Below are 19,805 nucleotides of genomic sequence, written 5' to 3'. Positions count from 1 at the left end.
ACAGCGCCGGGTTTCATGCGCTATGGTTTTATTCGCCCTCCTCAAAAGTTCTTTAACAGAGTTATCCACAAGCCCAGGATCCGTTTCTGCTTTGCATAGACTGCGAAAAATCTCAGGTCTTTTTGGTATCTTGTTGTTATTATTGAAAATATTAATATTTCAAAATGTTATCCTGATCGCTTGCGCTTTCTGTGACACTTGAATGACAACAATTTTTTAATTTTATGCACAGCATGTGGACAACCTTTCTCACGGGCAAAAAAGCGCTGTTTGTTCATTTATGCATCGCGTGGTAATCCTTTTTCTACTGCCCTCACCAGTCTTTTCTGCTGCCCCTGTATTTCAATCGCATTTTCGCTTCTTTTTGCAAGCTGTCTGGTCATTGCCCAGCTGATATGCTCATCCAGCATGGCATTCTCTCCCTGACGGGCGTTTAGCGCGGCCACATTCTCTTCAGACCAGGGGGCATTGCCCAGGGCAACTGCAATGTTGCGTAGCCAGCGGAGATGGCCGATTCGTCGGATGGCTGAACCCTCAGTTATCCGTAGAAATTTGGCTTCATCCCAGCCAAACAGCTCGCTGAGAGGGGGGCATGGAGTACCGCGCGCGGGCTGAAGTCTTCTTCATCAGTCAACTGACCATAGCGGTTCCAGGGGCAGATCAGCTGACAATCATCGCAGCCGTAGATCCTGTTGCCGATAAGCGGGCGGAACTCCTCGGGAATTGCACCCTCCAATTCGATGGTCAGATAAGAGATACAGCGTCTGGCATCTACTTTGTATGGCTCTACAATTGCGCCGGTGGGGCAGATGGTCAGACAGGCGACACAACGTCCACACTGCTCTTCCTGCGGTTTATCAACCGGCAGTGGAAGATCGATCAGTAACTCCCCCAGAAAAAACCATGATCCAGCTTCACGGTTCAGGATCAAAGAGTGTTTACCGGTCCAGCCCAGGCCAGCCTTCGCTGCCAGCGGTCTTTCCAGTACCGGCGCTGAGTCGACAAAAGGGCGGAATTGCGTTTCAGAACAACGCTCACGGATCATGTCGCCGAGCTTTTTCAGGCGATTGCGTAATACTTTGTGATAATCACGGCCAAGAGCATAACGGCTGACATAGCCTAACTGAGGATTTTTTAAGGTGCTGGCGAAGGCCGCTTTGGCGGGCAGGTAATTCATGCGTACGCTGATCACCCGCAGCGTGCCGGGCAGTAATTCATGGGGACGGGCGCGCATCATACCGTGGCGCGCCATCCATTCCATCTCTCCATGGTATTGATTGTCCAGCCATGCCTGCAGACGAGGCTCTTCCAGGGTTAAATCGGTATCACAGATACCGACCTGCTGAAAGCCGAGTTCCTGCCCCCACTGTTTAATATCCCGGGCAAGTTGATGGAGATCGAGAGGATGCGACATGACTAACCTAAACAAACAAAGAAACCCCACCAGTTTACCCTATTCTGTCTGGCCTGTAGAGGCGATGGCCTCGCTGGAGCGTGAAGGTGCAGATACCTTGGGGCTGACGCTGTACGAATTGATGCAGCGGGCGGGGGAAGCCGCGTTCAACAAACTTCGGACTTTGTGGCCGGAGAGCGAGCATTGGCTAATTCTCTGCGGCCACGGGAATAATGGCGGTGATGGGTTTATCGTTGCCCGGCTGGCGCTTTCCGCTGGCCTCACCGTCACCGTTATTGCCTGCGAGGGAAGTAAGCCCTTACCTGAAGAAGCTGCGCAGGCACGAGAAGCCTGGCTGGCTGCAGGGGGGCCCCGCACGATCCCTCCTTTACCTGGCCAGATCGGGTAGACGTTATCGTAGATGCGCTATTGGGGACGGGTCTGAATCAGCCTCCCAGGGCTCCGTATGACGCGCTGATTGATCAAGCCAACCAGCACCCCTCTCCCGTGTTTGCTGTAGATATCCCCTCCGGGTTAGTGGCTGCTAACGGCACTGCTCCCGGTGCGGTAATGAATGCTGAGCATACCCTGACGTTTATCGCGTTAAAGCCAGGATTACTGACAGGCAAAGCCCGCGATTACACCGGCCAGCTGCATTTCCATGCTCTGAGTCTCGATCCCTGGCTTGAGGGACAGGTTGCGCCCATGGCCCGATACGACGCTTCTGCGTTGTCCCGGTGGCTCAGGCCACGCAGACCGACCTCGCATAAAGGCGATAATGGTAAGCTGGTGATCATTGGCGGAGACCATGGCACCGCAGGCGCCATCCGCATGACCGGTGAAGCGGCGCTGCGGGCTGGAGCAGGTCTGGTGCGAGTGCTTACTCACAAAGACAACATTACGCCCTTACTGACGGCACGCCCCGAGTTGATGGTGCAGGAACTGAATAATCAGGCTATCGATCAGGCGCTGGAATGGGCTGATGTGATTGTGATCGGTCCCGGGCTCGGACAGGGAGAATGGGGCAAGAAAGCGCTGCAAAAGGTAGAAAACTCTCAGAAACCCATGCTTTGGGACGCAGATGCGCTTAACCTGCTGGCAATCAGTCCCGATAAACGTCAAAATCGGATTATCACCCCCCATCCTGGTGAAGCCGCCCGCTTGCTAAACTGCAAGACCAGCGATATTGAGAGTGACCGCTTACATTCCGCCAGAGAACTGGTGAAACGCTACGGTGGCGTGGTGGTATTAAAAGGCGCGGGCACGCTTATCGCCAGCGAAACGGGCGATTTAGCCTTTGCCGATGTGGGCAACGCGGGAATGGCTTCTGGCGGCATGGGTGATGTCCTCTCTGGCATCATTGGCGCATTGTCAGGTCAGAAGCTTTCACTGTTTGATGCAGCCTGTGCCGGATGCGTAGCTCACGGTGCCGCCGCCGAAGCCGTTTCAGTGCGCTATGGCACGCGAGGCATGTTAGCGACCGATCTGTTTTCCGAGCTATATCTGTTTGTTAATCCTGAGATGCTGAATAGAAAAGAATGAAGACCTGTGTATTTGCATTGTCCGATGAAGCGGCAACCCTGACCCTGGGAGCCAGCCTGGCCCGTACCTGTGAAGGTACGGCAATGATCTATCTCTATGGCGATTTGGGTGCGGGAAAAACCACCTTCAGCCGCGGATTTCTGCAGGCGCTGGGGCATCAGGGTAATGTAAAAAGCCCGACTTACACGCTGGTAGAGCCTTATCTCCTGCCTGAGCGTCAGGTTTATCATTTCGATCTGTACCGGCTGGCCGATCCTGAAGAGCTTGAGTTCATGGGTATCCGTGACTATTTTGCCGGGGATAGCGTCTGTCTGGTGGAATGGCCACAGCAGGGAGCGGGGTTCCTGCCGGTGCCCGATATTGAACTGCACCTGAGCTATCAGGGCAAGGCGCGCCAGGCAGAGCTTAAAGCCTGCTCGGCCGCTGGCGAAAAGATGATTCAGCAGGTTGCCATGGAAAAGGGTTGTCAATGAGGATGCGCATGAAGTTTGGTTTGATACTGGCCCTTTTACTCACCACATTTACCAGTCTGGCCGCCAATTTATCTGATATCCAGGTTTCGAACGGGGATGATAAAGCGACAGTGACGCTAAGCTTCAACGGTCAGCCTGTTTACGGTTTTTTCCCGTTGCACAATCCTGAACGCGTAGTGCTGGATATTCGTCAAAGTGGCGTGGTGCAGGGGCTTCCTTTGAGTTTCAGCGGTGAAAACATCGTTAAACGCATTCGCTCAAGTACGCCAAAAGACAGTCAGAGTATACGCCTGGTGTTTGAACTGACCCAGTCAGGGAAAACGCGCGCGGTAACCCAGCGTAATGGCAACAACTACAACGTGGTGTTCACCATCAACGGTACGCGTCCGGCAGCCACCGCTGCGCAGCGTCGTCCGGCGGAAGTCAGTTCGGCATCCCGTTCCTCTTCTGCACCTAAAGAGAACCCGTTCAGCGGCAATCCGGTGACGGCTGTCAGCAGCGGTAATGAGGTTGCGGCACCTGGCCGTGCAGCCCGTTCAGTGGATGAATCAGTGATTGTGGCAATTGACGCGGGCCACGGAGGGCAGGACCCTGGTGCCATAGGCGCTGGTGGCCTCAAGGAGAAGAACGTCACTATTGCTATCGCGCGTAAACTGAAAGCGTTGCTGAATGTCGATCCTATGTTTAAAGGGGTGATGACGCGCGATGGCGACTACTTTATCTCGGTGATGGGGCGCTCAGACGTTGCCCGCAAGCAGAATGCTAACGTTCTGGTCTCCATCCATGCTGATGCGGCACCAAACCGCAGCGCTTCCGGCGCATCTGTCTGGGTGCTGTCAAACCGTCGTGCTAACAGCGAAATGGCCGGCTGGCTGGAGCAGCATGAAAAACAGTCTGAATTGCTGGGCGGAGCAGGGGATTTGCTGGCTAACAGCCAGGCCGACCCTTATCTGAGCCAGGCGGTGCTGGATCTGCAATTCGGTCACTCTCAGCGGGTAGGCTATGATGTGGCAGTAAAGGTTATCTCGCAGTTACAGCGCGTGGGTTCGCTGCATAAACGCCGGCCTGAACATGCCAGCCTGGGCGTTCTGCGCTCACCAGATATTCCGTCCCTGCTGGTGGAAACCGGCTTTATCAGTAATCCTTCGGAGGAGCGACTGCTTGGCAGTAGCGCATACCAGCAGAAGATTGCCGAGTCGATTTACAAAGGACTCCGCAACTACTTCCTGGCGCATCCGCTGCAATCCATCCCAAAGGAGGAAAACCGCCCCTTGCAGTCAGCATCGGCGGTTAATGTAGAACCCAATCCGGCCCCGGCCACGACGCAATACACTGGAGCGACTCAGCGGCACGTAGTAAAGCGGGGAGAGACGCTTTCCGGCATCGCGGCTCACTACGGCGTAAGCATGGCGATGTTACGATCGCTGAATACGCTGAAAAAGGATGTTGTATGGGTCGGTCAGAGGCTGAAAGTGCCGGCGGGTAGCCAGACTGCCAGCGTGGCAAAAGCGAATAAGCCGGTCAGACACAGAGTGGTGCGGGGTGATTCATTAACCGCCATTGCAGTGCATTACGGTGTCAGTGCGAAGTCCATCCAGCAGGCGAACAACATGCGATCGCAAAATGTCATGCTTGGACAGACGCTGACCATTCCAGCTTCTTAAACTATCAAGGAATTCTTATGCCGATTCAGGTCTTGCCTCCCCAGCTTGCTAACCAGATAGCTGCTGGTGAAGTGGTGGAGCGGCCAGCATCGGTAGTCAAGGAGCTGGTGGAAAACAGCCTGGACGCCGGGGCCACGCGTATTGATATTGAAATCGATAAGGGCGGCGCTAAGCTGATCCGCATCCGCGATAACGGCAGCGGCATCGGTAAGGACGAATTGTCGATGGCGCTGGCCCGCCATGCGACCAGCAAAATCACTTCGCTGGACGATCTTGAGGCCATTATGAGCCTGGGTTTTCGCGGGGAGGCGCTGGCCAGTATCAGCTCGGTTGCAAGGCTTACACTGACGTCGCGCACTGAAGCGCAGACTGAAGCCTGGCAGGCCTATGCGGAAGGGCGCGATATGGCGGTCACGCTGAAGCCGGCAGCGCACCCTGTGGGCACCACGCTGGAAGTGCTGGATCTGTTTTATAACACGCCAGCCAGGCGCAAATTCATGCGCACCGAAAAAACCGAATTCACCCATATTGATGAAATTATCCGCCGCATTGCGCTGGCGCGATTTGACGTGGCATTTTCGCTGACCCACAACGGTAAGCTGATCCGTCAGTATCGTGGCGTGACGGAAATCAGCCAGCGTGAGAAAAGACTGGGGGCGATCTGTGGTGCCTCTTTCCTCAATCATGCGCTGGAAATAGAGTGGCAGCATGGTGATCTGACTCTGCGGGGATGGGTTGCCGACCCGGCAGGGTCCCGTGCGATCACAGATTTGCAATATTGCTATGTGAATGGGCGCATGATGCGCGATCGTCTGATCAATCATGCTATTCGTCAGGCGTATCAGGACAAGCTCGGCGATTCCCACCAGCCAGCCTACGTGCTCTATCTGGAAATCGATCCGCATCAGGTGGATGTCAATGTTCATCCGGCCAAACATGAAGTTCGTTTTCATCAGTCACGACTGGTGCACGATTTTATCTATCAGGGCGTGGTCAGCGTGCTGCAGGAAACAGGAGTTGAAACCCTGCCTGCGGTTGACTCAGCTGCGCCTGCTGAGCGCTGGCAGCCTGAAAATCGTCAGGCGGCGGGCAGCAATCACTTCTCTGTGCCAGCGCCAGCGAAAACCCCTGGCGCTGGAGGCAGTTCAACAGCGGCCTCTTTTTCAGGAGCAGGGGAGCGTTCAACGCCTGCCTCCCGCTCCGGAGGAGGAAGCAGTGCCGCTTCTGGTGCAAACTGGCAGCATCAGGCGCCTGTTTATCAGAAGAAAGAAGGCAAGGTCTATCAGCAACTGTTACGGACGCCGGAAACCCCCAAAGTCCGCGAGCCTGCCGCCCAGGTTAATGAGCCACCTCTGAGTGGCCATAGCCAAAGTTTTGGTCGGGTCCTGACGGTGATACAGGACCATTTTGCCCTGCTGGAGGTCACCGGAAGACTGGCACTGATCAACCTGCCAGTGGCCGAGCGTTGGCTGAAGCAGGCGCAGTTAGATCCGGGCGAAGAGGGGCTCAAATCGCAGCCGTTATTAATTCCGGTTCGGGTTAAAATGGATAAGCCAGAGCGTGAGGCCGTCGGCCAGCATGCCAGGCTGCTAATCAAGATGGGGATAGAGTTGCAGGCTGATGCCCATCATGTGACCCTACGCGGTGTACCTTTACCATTACGCCAACAAAATTTACAAAACTTGATTCCAGAACTGTTAGGCTATCTCGCCCGGCAGCAGGATGTCTCCGCAACGCAGGTGGCGCAATGGTTAGCGCGTCATTCGGTAGCAGAACTTCCGCACTGGAATCACTCGCAGGCGATTGCATTGCTGGCCGAAGTTGAAAGGCTTTGTCCGCAGTTAATGAAGTCGCCACCTTCTGGATTATTACAGCACATCGATATTGAACTGGCGATGAACGCCCTGAAGCATGAGTGAAACATCCAAGGCTGGCCGGCCAAAGGCAATATTTTTGATGGGGCCAACGGCTTCCGGTAAAACCGCTCTGGCAATTTCATTACGTCAGACGCTACCGGTTGAGTTGATAAGCGTTGATTCCGCTCTGATTTATCGCGGTATGGATATTGGCACAGCCAAACCTTCCGCAGAAGAACGGCAGCTTGCGCCCCATCGTTTACTGGACATCCGCGACCCTTCTGAGGCCTACTCCGCCGCAGAATTTCGTCGGGATGCGCTGGCAGAAATGGCGGAGATTACCCAAAGCGGTCGTATTCCGTTGCTTGTTGGTGGCACCATGCTCTATTACAAGGCTTTGCTTGAAGGATTGTCGCCGTTGCCCCCGGCCGATCCGGAAGTGCGTCAGCGTATTGAGCAACAGGCGAGTGAACTGGGTTGGGATGCCCTTCACCGTCAATTATGTGAGATAGATCCCGTTGCGGGAAATCGTATTCATCCGAATGATCCCCAGAGACTCTCGCGAGCACTGGAAGTTTTTTTATTTCGGGTAAAACTTTAACGGAACTGACTAAAACTTCTGGCGAAGCGCTGCCATACGATGTTGTCCAGTTCGCGATTGCACCTCAGCAACGCGAAGTCATTCATCAACGTATTGAACTGCGTTTTCAGCAGATGTTAGCCTCAGGATTTGAAGCGGAGGCTCGGGCGTTATACGCACGAGGTGATTTGCATACGGACATGCCTTCCATTCGTTGTGTCGGTTATCGCCAGATGTGGTCATTTCTGGCTGGTGAAATCGATTACGATGACATGGTTTATCGGGGAATTTGCGCGACCCGGCAGTTGGCTAAACGGCAGATAACATGGTTGCGTGGCTGGAAGGATGTTCACTGGCTTGACAGCGAACAACCCGAAGCAGCCCGCGAGACCCTGTTACAGGTTCTTAGTGCGAAGCCTGGGTGATTGTGTACAATTAGTGCGTTATCGTGCGCAAATTTTTACGCAGTTTTCAGAGCGTTCATGCTCTTAAGTAGTAAACAACAAGCATATAAGGAAAAGATAGAATGGCTAAGGGGCAATCATTGCAAGATCCGTTCTTAAACGCGCTGCGTCGTGAACGTGTTCCGGTTTCGATTTATTTGGTTAATGGTATCAAACTGCAGGGTCAGATCGAGTCGTTTGATCAATTTGTAATTTTATTGAAGAACACTGTTAGCCAGATGGTGTACAAACACGCTATCTCGACTGTTGTTCCGTCCCGTCCGGTCTCCCACCATAGCAACAATGCGGGTGGCGGAAGCAGCAACTATCATCACGGCAGTAACCAGGGGGCTTCTACTCAGCCTCAGCAAGAGAGTGACGACGCAGAGTAATCACTGCTCTTTCAGGACGGGGAAGCTGTTCGTTCAGGTTCCCCGTCCTGGCAATCAGCCCGAACTGCTCTTCGCCGGATAGCGAGGCCAGCTCGCGCAAAAAATCGCCGCCCTTTTATGGGCGTGCATTTAAAATCTGATATTCACGCAGTACGCCCATCCGTGTCGCAGGTTTAATAAGGTTCTGAGAGGTTTTAGTTTGTTTGACCGTTATGATGCCGGTGAGCAGGCCGTATTAGTACACATCTATTTTTCCCAAGACCGGGATATGGAAGATTTGCAGGAATTCGAAACCCTGGTCTCTTCTGCGGGTGTTGAAGCGCTGCGTGTGATTACCGGCAGCCGGAAAGCCCCCCATCCCAAATATTTCGTCGGTGAAGGAAAGGCAGTTGAAATAGCAGAGGCCGTTAAAGCCAGTGGCGCTACAGTGGTGTTGTTCGATCACGCCCTTAGCCCGGCGCAGGAGCGTAATCTGGAAGCCCTTTGCGAATGCCGCGTCATCGATCGTACCGGTCTTATCCTGGATATTTTTGCCCAGCGCGCCCGTACCCATGAAGGTAAATTGCAGGTGGAGCTGGCACAGCTTCGCCATCTTGCCACGCGTCTTGTCCGTGGCTGGACCCACTTAGAGCGTCAGAAAGGTGGGATAGGTTTACGTGGTCCGGGTGAAACGCAGCTTGAAACGGACCGCCGTTTACTGCGTAACCGCATTACTTTAATTCTTTCGCGGCTTGAACGGGTTGAAAAGCAACGCGATCAGGGCCGTCAGGCGCGTAACAAAGCTGATGTGCCGACATTGTCGCTGGTAGGCTATACCAACGCCGGCAAATCCACTTTGTTTAACCGTATTACTTCGGCGGATGTCTATGTCGCCAACCAGCTCTTCGCCACCCTTGATCCGACGCTGCGTCGGATTGATGTTCGTGATGTGGGCGAAGTGGTGCTGGCTGACACCGTAGGCTTCATTCGCCATTTGCCACATGACCTGGTCGCCGCGTTTAAAGCCACGCTGCAGGAAACTCGTCAGGCCACGCTGCTGATTCATGTTATTGACGCTGCGGATTTGCGTGTCGATGAAAATATCGAAGCGGTGGAAGAAGTGCTGGAAGAGATCGAGTCCGATGAGATCCCAACGCTTCAGGTCATGAACAAAATCGACATGCTGGAAGATTTTGTTCCACGTATCGATCGTGATGAAGAAAATTTACCGGTCCGTGTCTGGCTTTCAGCCCAGACAGGGGAAGGCATTTCACTGCTGTTCCAGGCGCTGACCGAGCGGCTGGCGGGTGAAATTGCGCAGCATGAATTACGTCTGCCGCCAGAAGCAGGGCGGTTACGTAGCCGTTTTTATCAGCTTCAGGCGATAGAAAAAGAGTGGAATGAGGACGATGGTAGCGTAGGTTTGATTATACGTATGCCGATCGTTGACTGGCACCGTCTGTGTAAACAGGAGCCGGAGCTGGTGGATTACATTATTTAACTGATTTTGCCTGACACGCGTATCCCGGCCTTGGGATACCACCGCACACACAATTATATGGAGTATAAACATGGCGTGGAATCAGCCCGGGAATAACGGACAGGACCGCGACCCGTGGGGAAGCAGCAATAATCAAGGCGGCAACTCTGGGGGAAATAAGGGAGGGCGCGATAAGGGGCCTCCTGATTTGGATGATATTTTTCGTAAGCTGAGCAAAAAGCTTGGCGGTTTTGGCGGTGGTGGTAAAAACGATAACAACGGCGGGCAGCGTACGCCAGGCCGCAGTGGTCGTCTGATCGGTATTGTTGCTGTGGCAGCGGTAGTGATTTGGGCCGGGAGTGGTTTCTACACTATCAAAGAAGCTGAGCGCGGTGTGGTAACACGCTTTGGTAAATTCAGCCATCTGGTTGAGCCAGGCCTGAACTGGAAACCGACTTTCATCGATCAGGTTCGTGCGGTGAACGTTGAAGCAGTCCGCGAGCTTTCCGCTTCCGGCACCATGCTGACTTCTGACGAAAACGTCGTGCGCGTCGAAATGAACGTGCAGTACCGGGTGACCAACCCTGAGCGTTATCTGTTTGCTGTCACCAGCGCAGATGACAGCCTGCGTCAGGCCACAGACAGTGCTCTGCGTGGCGTCATTGGCCGCTCAACGATGGATCGCATTCTGACTGAAGGCCGTACCGTGGTGCGTAGCGATACTCAGCGCGAGCTGGAAGAGACCATTCGTCCGTACGATATGGGGATCACGCTGCTGGACGTTAACTTCCAGACGGCACGTCCACCGGAAGACGTGAAAGCCTCCTTCGATGATGCCATTGCCGCCCGTGAAAACCGTGAGCAGTCAGTTCGTGAAGCAGAAGCTTACGCGAATGACAAACTGCCTCGTGCACGTGGTGATGCGCAGGGAATTTTAGAAAAATCCCGTGCGTATAAAGCCCGTGTCACTCTGGAAGCCCAGGGTGAAGTAGACAGCTTTGCGCGTATCCTGCCGGAGTATAAAGCTGCGCCGCAGATTACCCGTGAACGTCTCTATATCGAAACCATGGAACGCGTGCTGGGTCATACCCGTAAAGTGCTGGTTAACGACAAAGGCAACAGCCTGATGGTGCTGCCACTGGACCAGATCATGCGTGGCCAGTCTGGCGGAGCTACTGGCAACAGCCGTGATGGCGGCAGCAGTTTACTGCGTATGCCTCCAGCGTCGGGCAGTAACAATGACCGCGCCACGGGCAGTTCGTCGTTCAGTCCGGACGACATCATGGATCAGCGCCGGGTAAATGCTCAGCGTAACGATACCCAGCGCGAAGGGAGAGAGTAAGCGATGCGTAAGCCATTAATCGTAGTATTGATTGTTGTGCTGGTGGTGCTGTACGCGTCACTGTTTGTGGTACAGGAAGGCCAGCGCGGCATTGTGATGCGCTTCGGTAAGGTCCTGCGCGATGACGAAAACAAGCCGCTGGTTTATGCGCCAGGTCTGCACTTCAAGATCCCGTTCCTGGAATCTGTGAAGTCGCTGGATGCCCGTATCCAGACTATGGATAACCAGGCTGACCGTTTCGTCACCAAAGAGAAGAAAGACCTGATCGTTGATTCTTATATCAAATGGCGTATCAGCGACTTCAGCCGTTACTACCTCGCTACTGGCGGCGGTGACGTGTCTCAAGCTGAAGTGCTGCTGAAACGTAAGTTCAGTGACCGTCTCCGTTCTGAAATTGGTCGCCTGGACGTTAAGGATATCGTCACCGATTCCCGCGGCCGTCTGACCACGGATGTGCGTGATGCGTTGAACACCGGTAGTGCTGGTCAGGACGATGAATTAGCCACGCCAGCAGCAGATGATGCTATTGCCTCTGCAGCAGCCCGCGTAGAGCGTGAGACGACGGGTAATGAACCCGCTATCAATCCGAACAGTATGGCGGCGCTGGGTATTCAGGTGGTGGATGTGCGCATCAAGCAGATCAACCTGCCAACTGAAGTTTCTGATGCGATCTATGCCCGTATGCGTGCCGAGCGTGAGTCCGTAGCCCGTAGCCAGCGTGCTCAGGGTGCGGAAGAAGCCGCGAAGGTGAGAGCGCAGGCAGACTATGAGGTTGAACGTACTCTGGCGGAAGCTCGTCGTCAGGCGTTGATCACTCAGGGTGAAGGGGATGCCGAAGCGGCGAAACTGTTTGCTGATGCGTTCAGCCAGGATCCAGACTTCTACGCCTTTATCCGTAGCCTGCGTGCCTATGAAAACAGCTTCAACAGCAACCAGGATGTAATGGTGTTGAGCCCGGACAGCGATTTCTTCCGCTTTATGAAATCGCCTTCTAACGCCACACGCTAAGAATCTGTTATAAAACCAGGGGCCGGATATTCCGGCCCCTTTTTTTGTTCTGGTGGAAAACACAATGAACCCAACCATTTGGATGGCACTGGCGCTGGTGCTGGTTTTAGAGGGTCTGGGCCCGATGCTGCTGCCGCGCATCTGGCGCCGGATGATTTCATCGATGACCCAACTGCCTGATACCCTGCTTCGTCGTTTTGGCGGTGGCCTTGTGGTGGCAGGAGCGGTTATCTACTACATGATAAGCGCACACAGCGGCAGTTAAATTTCGGGAAAAAAGTACGCAATCGTATGCTAAAAGAGCTGAAAGACGGATTTTACGGTGGTAGAATCCATTTTTAAGCAATCGGTGATTTTGAGAAATGGGTAAGAACGTCGTCGTACTGGGCACCCAATGGGGTGACGAAGGTAAAGGTAAGATTGTTGACCTCCTGACTGAACGTGCAAAATACGTTGTTCGTTATCAGGGCGGCCATAACGCTGGCCATACGCTAGTCATCAACGGTGAGAAAACCGTCCTCCACTTAATTCCATCAGGTATTCTGCGTGATAACGTGACCAGCATCATCGGCAACGGTGTGGTGCTGTCTCCTGCTGCGCTGATGAAAGAGATGAAAGGTCTGGAAGATCGCGGCTTCCCGGTACGTGAACGTCTGTTTATTTCTGAAGCCTGTCCGCTGATTCTTGAATACCATGTGGCGCTGGATGTTGCGCGTGAGAAAGCTCGCGGCGCGAAAGCAATCGGCACCACGGGTCGTGGTATCGGCCCGGCCTACGAAGATAAAGTAGCCCGCCGTGGCCTGCGTGTGGGTGACCTGTTCAACAAGGAAACCTTCGCCGCCAAACTGAAAGAAGTAATGGAATATCACAACTTCCAGCTGGTGAACTACTACAAAGAAGAAGCGGTAGACTACGATAAAGTGCTGAGCGATGTGATGGCTATTGCCGACATCCTGACCGGCATGGTAGTGGATGTTTCTGAACTGCTGGACGGCGCGCGTCAACGTGGCGACCTGATCATGTTTGAAGGTGCTCAGGGTACGCTGCTGGATATCGACCACGGGACTTATCCGTACGTGACCTCTTCCAACACCACTGCAGGTGGCGTGGCAACAGGTTCAGGTATCGGTCCTCGTTATGTCGATTACGTGCTGGGCATCGTGAAGGCTTACTCCACCCGCGTGGGTGCAGGTCCTTTCCCGACTGAGCTGTTCGACGAAACGGGCGAGTTCCTGTGCAAGCAGGGTAACGAGTTCGGTGCCACTACTGGCCGTCGCCGTCGTTGCGGCTGGCTGGATGCGGTTGCTGTTCGCCGTGCCGTACAGATCAACTCCCTTTCCGGCTTCTGCATGACCAAACTGGACGTGCTGGATGGCCTGAAAGAAGTGAAAATTTGTGTTGCTTACCGCATGCCTGATGGCCGAGAAGTGACCACCACGCCGCTGGCAGCAGAAGGCTGGGAAGGTATTGAGCCGATCTACGAAAGCATGCCTGGCTGGTCTGAAACGACCTTCGGCGTAAAAACGCTGGAAGGCCTGCCGCAGGCAGCGCGCGATTACATCAAGCGTGTAGAAGAAGTAACCGGTGTTCCGATAGACATTATCTCTACCGGTCCGGATCGTAGCGAGACGATGATCCTGCGTGACCCATTTGACGCATAAGTTATCTCAGGCCGGGCATTGCCCGGCCTTACTCTACCCGCCCGTGCTTCCCGCCTTTTTTCACATTATCAACACTTGCTTAAATAAATGGCCTCAATTGCAGAGGCTGGTTTATCATCATTGATAACATTCTCATTTTTGAGCGGATTACGGCAGCGCTTCTGGCGTTAGTCATGCTTCCGAGGTAACTGTGCAGCTAACGAGCTTTACCGACTATGGTTTACGTGCGTTGATTTACCTGGCTGCATTGCCTGAAGGGCAGCAGACCAGCATCACCGAAGTAACAGAGGCTTACGGTGTCTCACGTAATCATATGGTTAAAATAATCAATCAGCTTAGTCGGGCTGGCTATGTGGCTGCCGTGCGCGGCAAAAACGGCGGGATCCGCTTAGGTAAACCCGCCCGGGAAATCGTGATCGGTCAGGTCGTACGTGATATGGAACCGCTTCAGTTGGTGAACTGTCACTCCGATTTTTGCCACATCACTTCAGCCTGCCGCCTGAAGAAGGCGCTGCACGATGCGGTACAGAGTTTTCTGGCCGTGCTGGATGGCTACACGCTGGAAGATTTGCTGAAAGATAACCATCCGCTCTACAAATTATTGCTTGTGGAAAGACCTTCACTAAGCAATTGATGACAACGGAGGAACCGCTATGTCAAAAGATCCTTTTAAGGAACGGGAAGCTGAGAAATACGACAACCCCATTCCCAGTCGCGAATTTATTCTGGCTCACCTGGATAAACGCGAAAAACCTGCCAGCCGCGAAGAGCTGGCTGACGAACTTTCTATCTCTGGCGAAGAGCAAACCGAGGCGTTACGCCGCCGGTTGCGCGCTATGGAGCGTGATGGCCAGCTGGTCTTCACCCGCCGCCAGTGTTATGCCCTGCCAGAACGTCTGGACCTGCTACGCGGAAAGGTGATCGGCCACCGTGATGGCTTCGGTTTCCTGCGTATTGAGGGCAGTAAAGACGATCTCTATCTCTCTGCTGAACAGATGAAAATGTGCATGCATGGTGATGTTATCCTGGCACAGGCCATGGGTGCTGACCGTAAAGGCCGCCGTGAAGCGCGCGTGGTTCGTGTGCTTGAGCCACGTAACAATCAGATCGTCGGACGCTACTTTACCGAAGCTGGTGTGGGTTTTGTGGTCCCTGACGACAGTCGTCTGAGCTTCGATATTCTGATCCCGGCGGAAGAGCTGATGGGTGCCCGCATGGGCTTCGTGGTCGTGGTGGAGCTGGTTCAGCGTCCTACCCGCCGCAGTAAAGCCGTGGGCAAAGTGGTGGAAGTGCTGGGCGACAATATGGGCACAGGGATGGCCGTTGAAATGGCCCTGCGTACTCATGATATCCCCCACTCCTGGTCCCCAGAACTGGAGCGCCAGATTGCCAGTCTGAAAGAAGAAGTGCCGGAAGAAGCTAAAAAAGGCCGTGTGGATCTCCGCGATCTGCCGCTGGTCACCATTGACGGTGAAGATGCCCGCGACTTCGATGATGCTGTGTTCTGTGAAAGAAAACGGGGCGGCGGCTGGCGTCTGTATGTAGCCATTGCTGATGTCAGCTACTACGTTCGTCCGGGCACACCGCTGGATGATGAGGCGGTAAACCGTGGAACTTCAGTTTACTTCCCCTCTCAGGTTATCCCGATGCTGCCAGAGGTGCTTTCTAACGGACTCTGTTCACTGAACCCGCAGGTAGACCGCCTCTGTATGGTCTGTGAGATGACCATCTCTGCTACCGGTAAGCTGACCGGCTACAAGCACTACGAAGCGGTGATGAACTCCTGGGCGCGTCTGACTTACAACAAAGTGTGGAGCATCCTTCAGGGTAACCAGGAGCTGCGTGAACAGTATCAGCCACTGGTAAAAGACCTGGAAGAGCTGCACCGTATGTATCTGGTGCTGGAAAAGTCTCGCGAGCAGCGCGGCGGTATCTCTTTCGAAACCGATGAAGCCAAATTTGTCTTCAACGCCGATCGCCGCATTGAGCGTGTTGAGCAGGTTTCCCGTAACGATGCACACAAACTGATTGAAGAGTGCATGATCCTGGCGAACATCGCCTCCGCTCGTTATGTTGAGAAAAACAACGAGCCGGCCCTGTTCCGCGATCACGATCGTCCTGGCGAAGAAAATATCAAAAGCTTCCGCTCCGTTCTGAACGAGCTGGGCCTGACGCTGGGCGGTGGTAACAAGCCGCATCCGCTGGATTACGCAGAATTGCTGACGCAAATCTCCAGCCGTCCTGATGCTGAAATGTTGCAAACCATGCTGCTGCGCTCCATGAAGCAGGCGGTTTATGATCCGGAGAACCGGGGCCACTTCGGTCTGGCACTGGCGTCATATGCGCACTTCACCTCGCCAATTCGCCGCTATCCGGACCTGCTGCTGCACCGCGCAATTAAGTATCTGCTGGCAAAAGAGAACGGTACGCTGCAGGGCACCACTACGCCGACCGGTGGCTACCATTACGAGATGCAGCAAATGCTGCAACTGGGCCAGCACTGTTCCATGACCGAGCGTCGGGCAGATGAAGCGACCCGTGATGTTGCGGACTGGCTGAAATGTGACTTTATGCAGGATCATGTTGGAGAAAGCTTCTCCGGTGTTATCTCCAGTGTCACCGGCTTTGGCTTCTTTGTTCGCCTGACCGATCTGTTCATTGATGGTCTGGTACACGTCTCCACGCTGGACAATGACTATTACCGCTTTGATGCGGTGGGTCAGCGTCTGATCGGCGAATCCAGCGGTAAAACCTACCGCCTGGGCGATACCGTAGAAGTTCGCGTTGACGCTGTGCATATGGATGAGCGCAAGATTGATTTTGCGATGATCTCCAGCAGCCGTAAACCTCGTGGCGAAGGCAAAACCGAACGCGATCGCGCCAAGAAGCCCGCTTCTCAGAACAGCGGCAAGCGCCGTCGCGATCAGAGTAAAAAGGCTAACTTTGAGCCTGACAGTTCTTTCCGCGCGCCAAAACCTCAGGCAGCCCCGGCAGAAGAAGCCGGTGCGAAAAAAGAGAAGAAGCCGAGAAAACCTTCTGATAAAACCCGTAAAATCGCGGCCGGAACCCGGTCACGTCGCGCGGCAAAGAAAAAACTGATACCTCAGCCTAAACCTGTTGGGGCAGAAGGCTTCTGCCCCGGCATTAAAATGAATTTTTGAGTAACACATCAATGAGTGAAATTGTATTTGGACTCCACGCTGTTAAGGCGCTGCTCGACAGCAATCCTCAGCGCTTTCAGGAAGTGTTTATCCTTAAAGGGCGTGACGACAAGCGTCTGCAACCGCTGGTAAAAGAGCTGGAAGCACAGGGCATTGTGGTGCAGGTAGCCAGCCGTCAGTGGCTGGATAGCCAGGTTGAAGGCGGCGTGCACCAGGGCATTGTGGCGCGGGTGAAACCTGGCCGTCAGTATCAGGAAAATGATCTGCCGGATCTGCTGGCCAGTCTGGATTCGCCTTTCCTGCTGATCCTGGATGGTATTACCGATCCGCATAACCTGGGCGCCTGCTTACGTAGCGCAGATGCGGCAGGTGTTCATGCGGTTATCGTGCCACGCGATCGTTCGGCACAGTTAAATGCCACGGCCAAAAAAGTGGCCAGCGGGGCGGCAGAACATGTTCCGTTGATCACCGTAACTAACCTCGCCAGAACTATGCGCGTGCTGCAGGAAGCCAACGTGTGGATTGTCGGCACAGCAGGCGAGGCAGACCACACTGTTTATCAGAGCAAAATGACCGGCCCAATGGCGCTGGTGATGGGCGCGGAAGGAGAGGGTATGCGCCGTCTCACCCGCGAGCATTGTGATGAGCTAATCAGTATTCCTATGGCAGGTAGCGTCTCTTCACTGAACGTATCAGTAGCAACGGGCGTCTGCCTGTTCGAAGCGGTACGCCAGCGCAGCAGTAAGTAATTTCTCCGGGGCGTGACCTGCGCCCCGAATTTCCCCTCCATTTCTCGCCTGTTCTTCTCTGTCTCTCATACTGAATGAGTGTTAATGAAAAGGATGCCGCTATGGACTGGAAAACGCATACCGTTTTTAATCAGCCGCTTCCGCTGGCTAACAGCAATCTGTTTCTTTCGGATACTCCTCTGCGCGAAGCCGTACAGCGTGAGGGCGCCGGCTGGGACAGTGATTTACTGGCTTCAGTAGGGCAGCAACTGGGCAGTGCAGAATCGCTGGAACTGGGCAGGCTCGCCAACAACTACCCTCCCGAACTGTTACGTTACGATCCCTGCGGAGAACGGCTGGACGACGTGCGTTTCCATCCTGCCTGGCATTTGCTGATGCAGGGCCTGTGTGCCAACCGTGTCCATAATCTTCCCTGGCAGCAAAATGCACCAGAGGCGGCCTTTATCGCCCGTGCTGCCCGCTTTATTTTGCATGGCCAGGTTGAGGTGGGAAGTCTCTGCCCGGTGACGATGACTTTCGGCGCTATCCCGCTGTTACAGCAGTACCTTCCCGCCGTTTTCCAGGAGTGGCTCAAGCCGCTGATGTCCGATCGTTATGATGCCCATTTACAGGAAGCGCCGCTGAAGAAAGGGCTGCTGATTGGCATGGGAATGACAGAAAAGCAGGGAGGCACGGATGTGTTAAGTAATACCACTCGTGCAGAGCCTGTCGCCTCGCGCGGTAACGGCGAGTGTTACCACCTCACCGGGCATAAGTGGTTTTTCTCCGTTCCGCAAAGCGATGCTCATCTGGTTCTGGCTCAGGCAAAAGGCGGTTTATCCTGCTTTTTCCTGCCGCGTCTGCTGCCTGGTGGCGAGCGTAATGCGGTGCATATTGAAAGACTGAAAGAGAAACTGGGAAACCGTTCCAACGCCAGCAGTGAAGTGGAATTTTTCGCGGCCAGCGGCTGGCTGTTGGGGGAAGAGGGCGAGGGGATCAGGCAGATCCTTAAAATGGGAGGCTATACCCGGTTCGACTGTGCGCTCGGCAGCCACGCCATGATGCGACGCGCGTTTTCCGTCGCCCTGTATCATGCGCATCAGCGCCAGGTGCAGGGCAAGAATCTGGTAGATCAACCGCTGATGCGGCAGATGTTGTGCTCTCAGGCCTTGTTGCTGGAGGGTCAGACGGCCTTGCTGATGCGCCTTGCCCGTGCCTGGTCACAGGGCGGTGAGGAAGGGAAAATATTCAGCCGACTTTTTACCCCCGCCGCTAAATATGGGGTATGCAGGCGAGGGGTGAGTTTTGTGGCCGATTCGATGGAGGTGCTGGGAGGAATTGGCTATTGCGAAGAGAGCGAACTGCCCCGCCTCTACCGTGAAATGCCGGTCAACAGTATCTGGGAGGGATCCGGCAATGTGATGTGCCTGGACGTGCTGCGGGTGTTGAGTAAACAACCTGGTGTGATGGATCTTCTTACCGCTGAGTTTGACGAGGTCAAAGGAGTTAACCGCCACTTCGACACGTTGTGGCGGCAAACTAAATTAAGATTACGAAGACCGCAGGAAGCTCAGGCCCGACAGATTAGTGAAGGTCTCCTGGCGTTAGCCAGTGGTGTCCAGGTGATGACGCATCTGGAACCCGGGCTGGCGGATGCCTGGTGTGCTCAGATGCTGGACCGGCGGGGGCAGTCCCGCCTGCCAGAAAGCGTGGCGGCCCGCCTGTTATTGCGTGCCACCGGCGGTTGACGGGCCATAAAGAATGGCGGAGGAATACCACAAGCCCGGCATAACGGTCTCACTCACCATCTGGATATAATAATACGTTGCACCAGCCGCATTGGCTCTGGCCGCTATGGCGCGTTCAGCATCGTCGGGTGAGCCGCGTTCGGTTACGGTGATCGTCCCCAGTCTGGCCGTCAGGCTGAGGCTTTGTGCGCGGGTCACTTCCTGGGCCTGAGACGTCGGAGGCGGAGGGGGCTCAGGCCGGGTTTGCAACTGGCTACAGCCCAGGGTCAGCGTAACAAACAGTACAATCAGTAACCGGCTCATAGAGTGATCTCAGTGGTGGGATAGCTCATAGTGTAAGCTATCCCGGCATGTT

14 protein-coding genes and 3 pseudogenes are annotated in these 19,805 nt (G+C 54.4%); 15 read left to right on the top strand and 2 right to left on the bottom strand.

The window, feature by feature from the left end; all coding sequences use genetic code 11:
* Window positions 1–278: 278 nt before the first annotated feature.
* Window positions 279–1,414: pseudogene (queG, locus tag VRC33_RS20005) on the bottom strand (tRNA epoxyqueuosine(34) reductase QueG).
* Here queG and nnr point away from each other — a divergent pair.
* The 15 genes and pseudogenes from nnr (at window position 1,413) to VRC33_RS19930 (ending at window position 19,450) form a co-directional block, all read left to right on the top strand.
* Window positions 1,413–2,935 (top strand): annotated as a pseudogene (gene nnr, locus VRC33_RS20000) (bifunctional ADP-dependent NAD(P)H-hydrate dehydratase/NAD(P)H-hydrate epimerase). The pseudogenes queG and nnr overlap by 2 nt on opposite strands.
* A complete protein-coding gene (gene tsaE, locus VRC33_RS19995; RefSeq protein ID WP_338558738.1) occupies window positions 2,932–3,408 on the top strand; it encodes a tRNA (adenosine(37)-N6)-threonylcarbamoyltransferase complex ATPase subunit type 1 TsaE in 477 nt (158 codons plus the stop codon). Before nnr ends, tsaE begins: the two are co-directional and overlap by 4 nt.
* Window positions 3,405–5,072 (top strand): N-acetylmuramoyl-L-alanine amidase AmiB, encoded by a 1,668-nt coding sequence (gene amiB, locus VRC33_RS19990; protein ID WP_338558736.1) that lies wholly within the window; start codon window positions 3,405–3,407, stop codon window positions 5,070–5,072. The genes tsaE and amiB overlap by 4 nt, the downstream gene beginning before the upstream one ends.
* A 17-nt stretch (window positions 5,073–5,089) precedes the next feature.
* A complete protein-coding gene (gene mutL, locus VRC33_RS19985) occupies window positions 5,090–6,991 on the top strand; it encodes a DNA mismatch repair endonuclease MutL (RefSeq protein ID WP_338564592.1) in 1,902 nt (633 codons plus the stop codon).
* Window positions 6,984–7,933: pseudogene (gene miaA, locus VRC33_RS19980) on the top strand (tRNA (adenosine(37)-N6)-dimethylallyltransferase MiaA). The gene mutL and the pseudogene miaA overlap by 8 nt, the downstream one beginning before the upstream one ends.
* 101 nt (window positions 7,934–8,034) lie before the next feature.
* Entirely contained in the window at window positions 8,035–8,343 is a 309-nt protein-coding gene (hfq, locus tag VRC33_RS19975) for an RNA chaperone Hfq (protein ID WP_338558734.1), read from the top strand.
* A 199-nt stretch (window positions 8,344–8,542) separates the two neighbouring features.
* Entirely contained in the window at window positions 8,543–9,823 is a 1,281-nt protein-coding gene (hflX, locus tag VRC33_RS19970; protein ID WP_338558732.1) for a ribosome rescue GTPase HflX, read from the top strand.
* Window positions 9,824–9,893: 70 nt separating this feature from the next.
* On the top strand, window positions 9,894–11,144 hold the full coding sequence (gene hflK, locus VRC33_RS19965; protein ID WP_338558730.1) for an FtsH protease activity modulator HflK: 1,251 nt from the start codon (window positions 9,894–9,896) through the stop codon (window positions 11,142–11,144).
* Window positions 11,145–11,147: 3 nt separating this feature from the next.
* Window positions 11,148–12,152, top strand: a complete 1,005-nt coding sequence (hflC, locus tag VRC33_RS19960; protein WP_338558728.1) for a protease modulator HflC — start codon at window positions 11,148–11,150, stop codon at window positions 12,150–12,152.
* Window positions 12,153–12,216: 64 nt separating this feature from the next.
* Window positions 12,217–12,417, top strand: coding sequence for a DUF2065 domain-containing protein (locus VRC33_RS19955; RefSeq protein WP_338558726.1), 201 nt, complete (start codon window positions 12,217–12,219; stop codon window positions 12,415–12,417).
* Between the two features lie 97 nt (window positions 12,418–12,514).
* Window positions 12,515–13,813: an adenylosuccinate synthase gene (locus VRC33_RS19950; RefSeq protein WP_338558724.1), complete on the top strand. Its 1,299-nt coding sequence runs from the start codon at window positions 12,515–12,517 to the stop codon at window positions 13,811–13,813.
* Window positions 13,814–14,003: 190 nt separating this feature from the next.
* A complete protein-coding gene (nsrR, locus tag VRC33_RS19945) occupies window positions 14,004–14,447 on the top strand; it encodes a nitric oxide-sensing transcriptional repressor NsrR (protein WP_338558722.1) in 444 nt (147 codons plus the stop codon).
* A 19-nt stretch (window positions 14,448–14,466) separates the two neighbouring features.
* The gene (gene rnr, locus VRC33_RS19940; protein WP_338558720.1) at window positions 14,467–16,974 is read left to right on the top strand and encodes a ribonuclease R; all 2,508 of its coding nucleotides are present in this window, start codon (window positions 14,467–14,469) and stop codon (window positions 16,972–16,974) included.
* Between the two features lie 11 nt (window positions 16,975–16,985).
* Window positions 16,986–17,723, top strand: coding sequence for a 23S rRNA (guanosine(2251)-2'-O)-methyltransferase RlmB (rlmB, locus tag VRC33_RS19935; RefSeq protein ID WP_338558717.1), 738 nt, complete (start codon window positions 16,986–16,988; stop codon window positions 17,721–17,723).
* A 101-nt stretch (window positions 17,724–17,824) separates the two neighbouring features.
* Window positions 17,825–19,450 carry an isovaleryl-CoA dehydrogenase gene (locus VRC33_RS19930; protein WP_338558715.1) on the top strand — a complete coding sequence of 542 codons (1,626 nt, stop codon included), beginning with the start codon at window positions 17,825–17,827 and terminating at the stop codon, window positions 19,448–19,450.
* Here VRC33_RS19930 and bsmA read toward each other — a convergent pair.
* The gene (gene bsmA, locus VRC33_RS19925; protein ID WP_338558713.1) at window positions 19,427–19,753 is read right to left on the bottom strand and encodes a biofilm peroxide resistance protein BsmA; all 327 of its coding nucleotides are present in this window, start codon (window positions 19,751–19,753) and stop codon (window positions 19,427–19,429) included. The genes VRC33_RS19930 and bsmA overlap by 24 nt on opposite strands.
* Between the last annotated feature and the right edge of the window lie 52 nt (window positions 19,754–19,805).

This window comes from Erwinia sp. E_sp_B01_1 (genome assembly GCF_036865545.1).
In the GTDB taxonomy this organism is placed as follows: domain Bacteria; phylum Pseudomonadota; class Gammaproteobacteria; order Enterobacterales; family Enterobacteriaceae; genus Erwinia.
The sequence above is the reverse complement of the archived record's forward strand: the minus strand, read 5'-3'. Positions and strand labels throughout refer to the sequence as shown.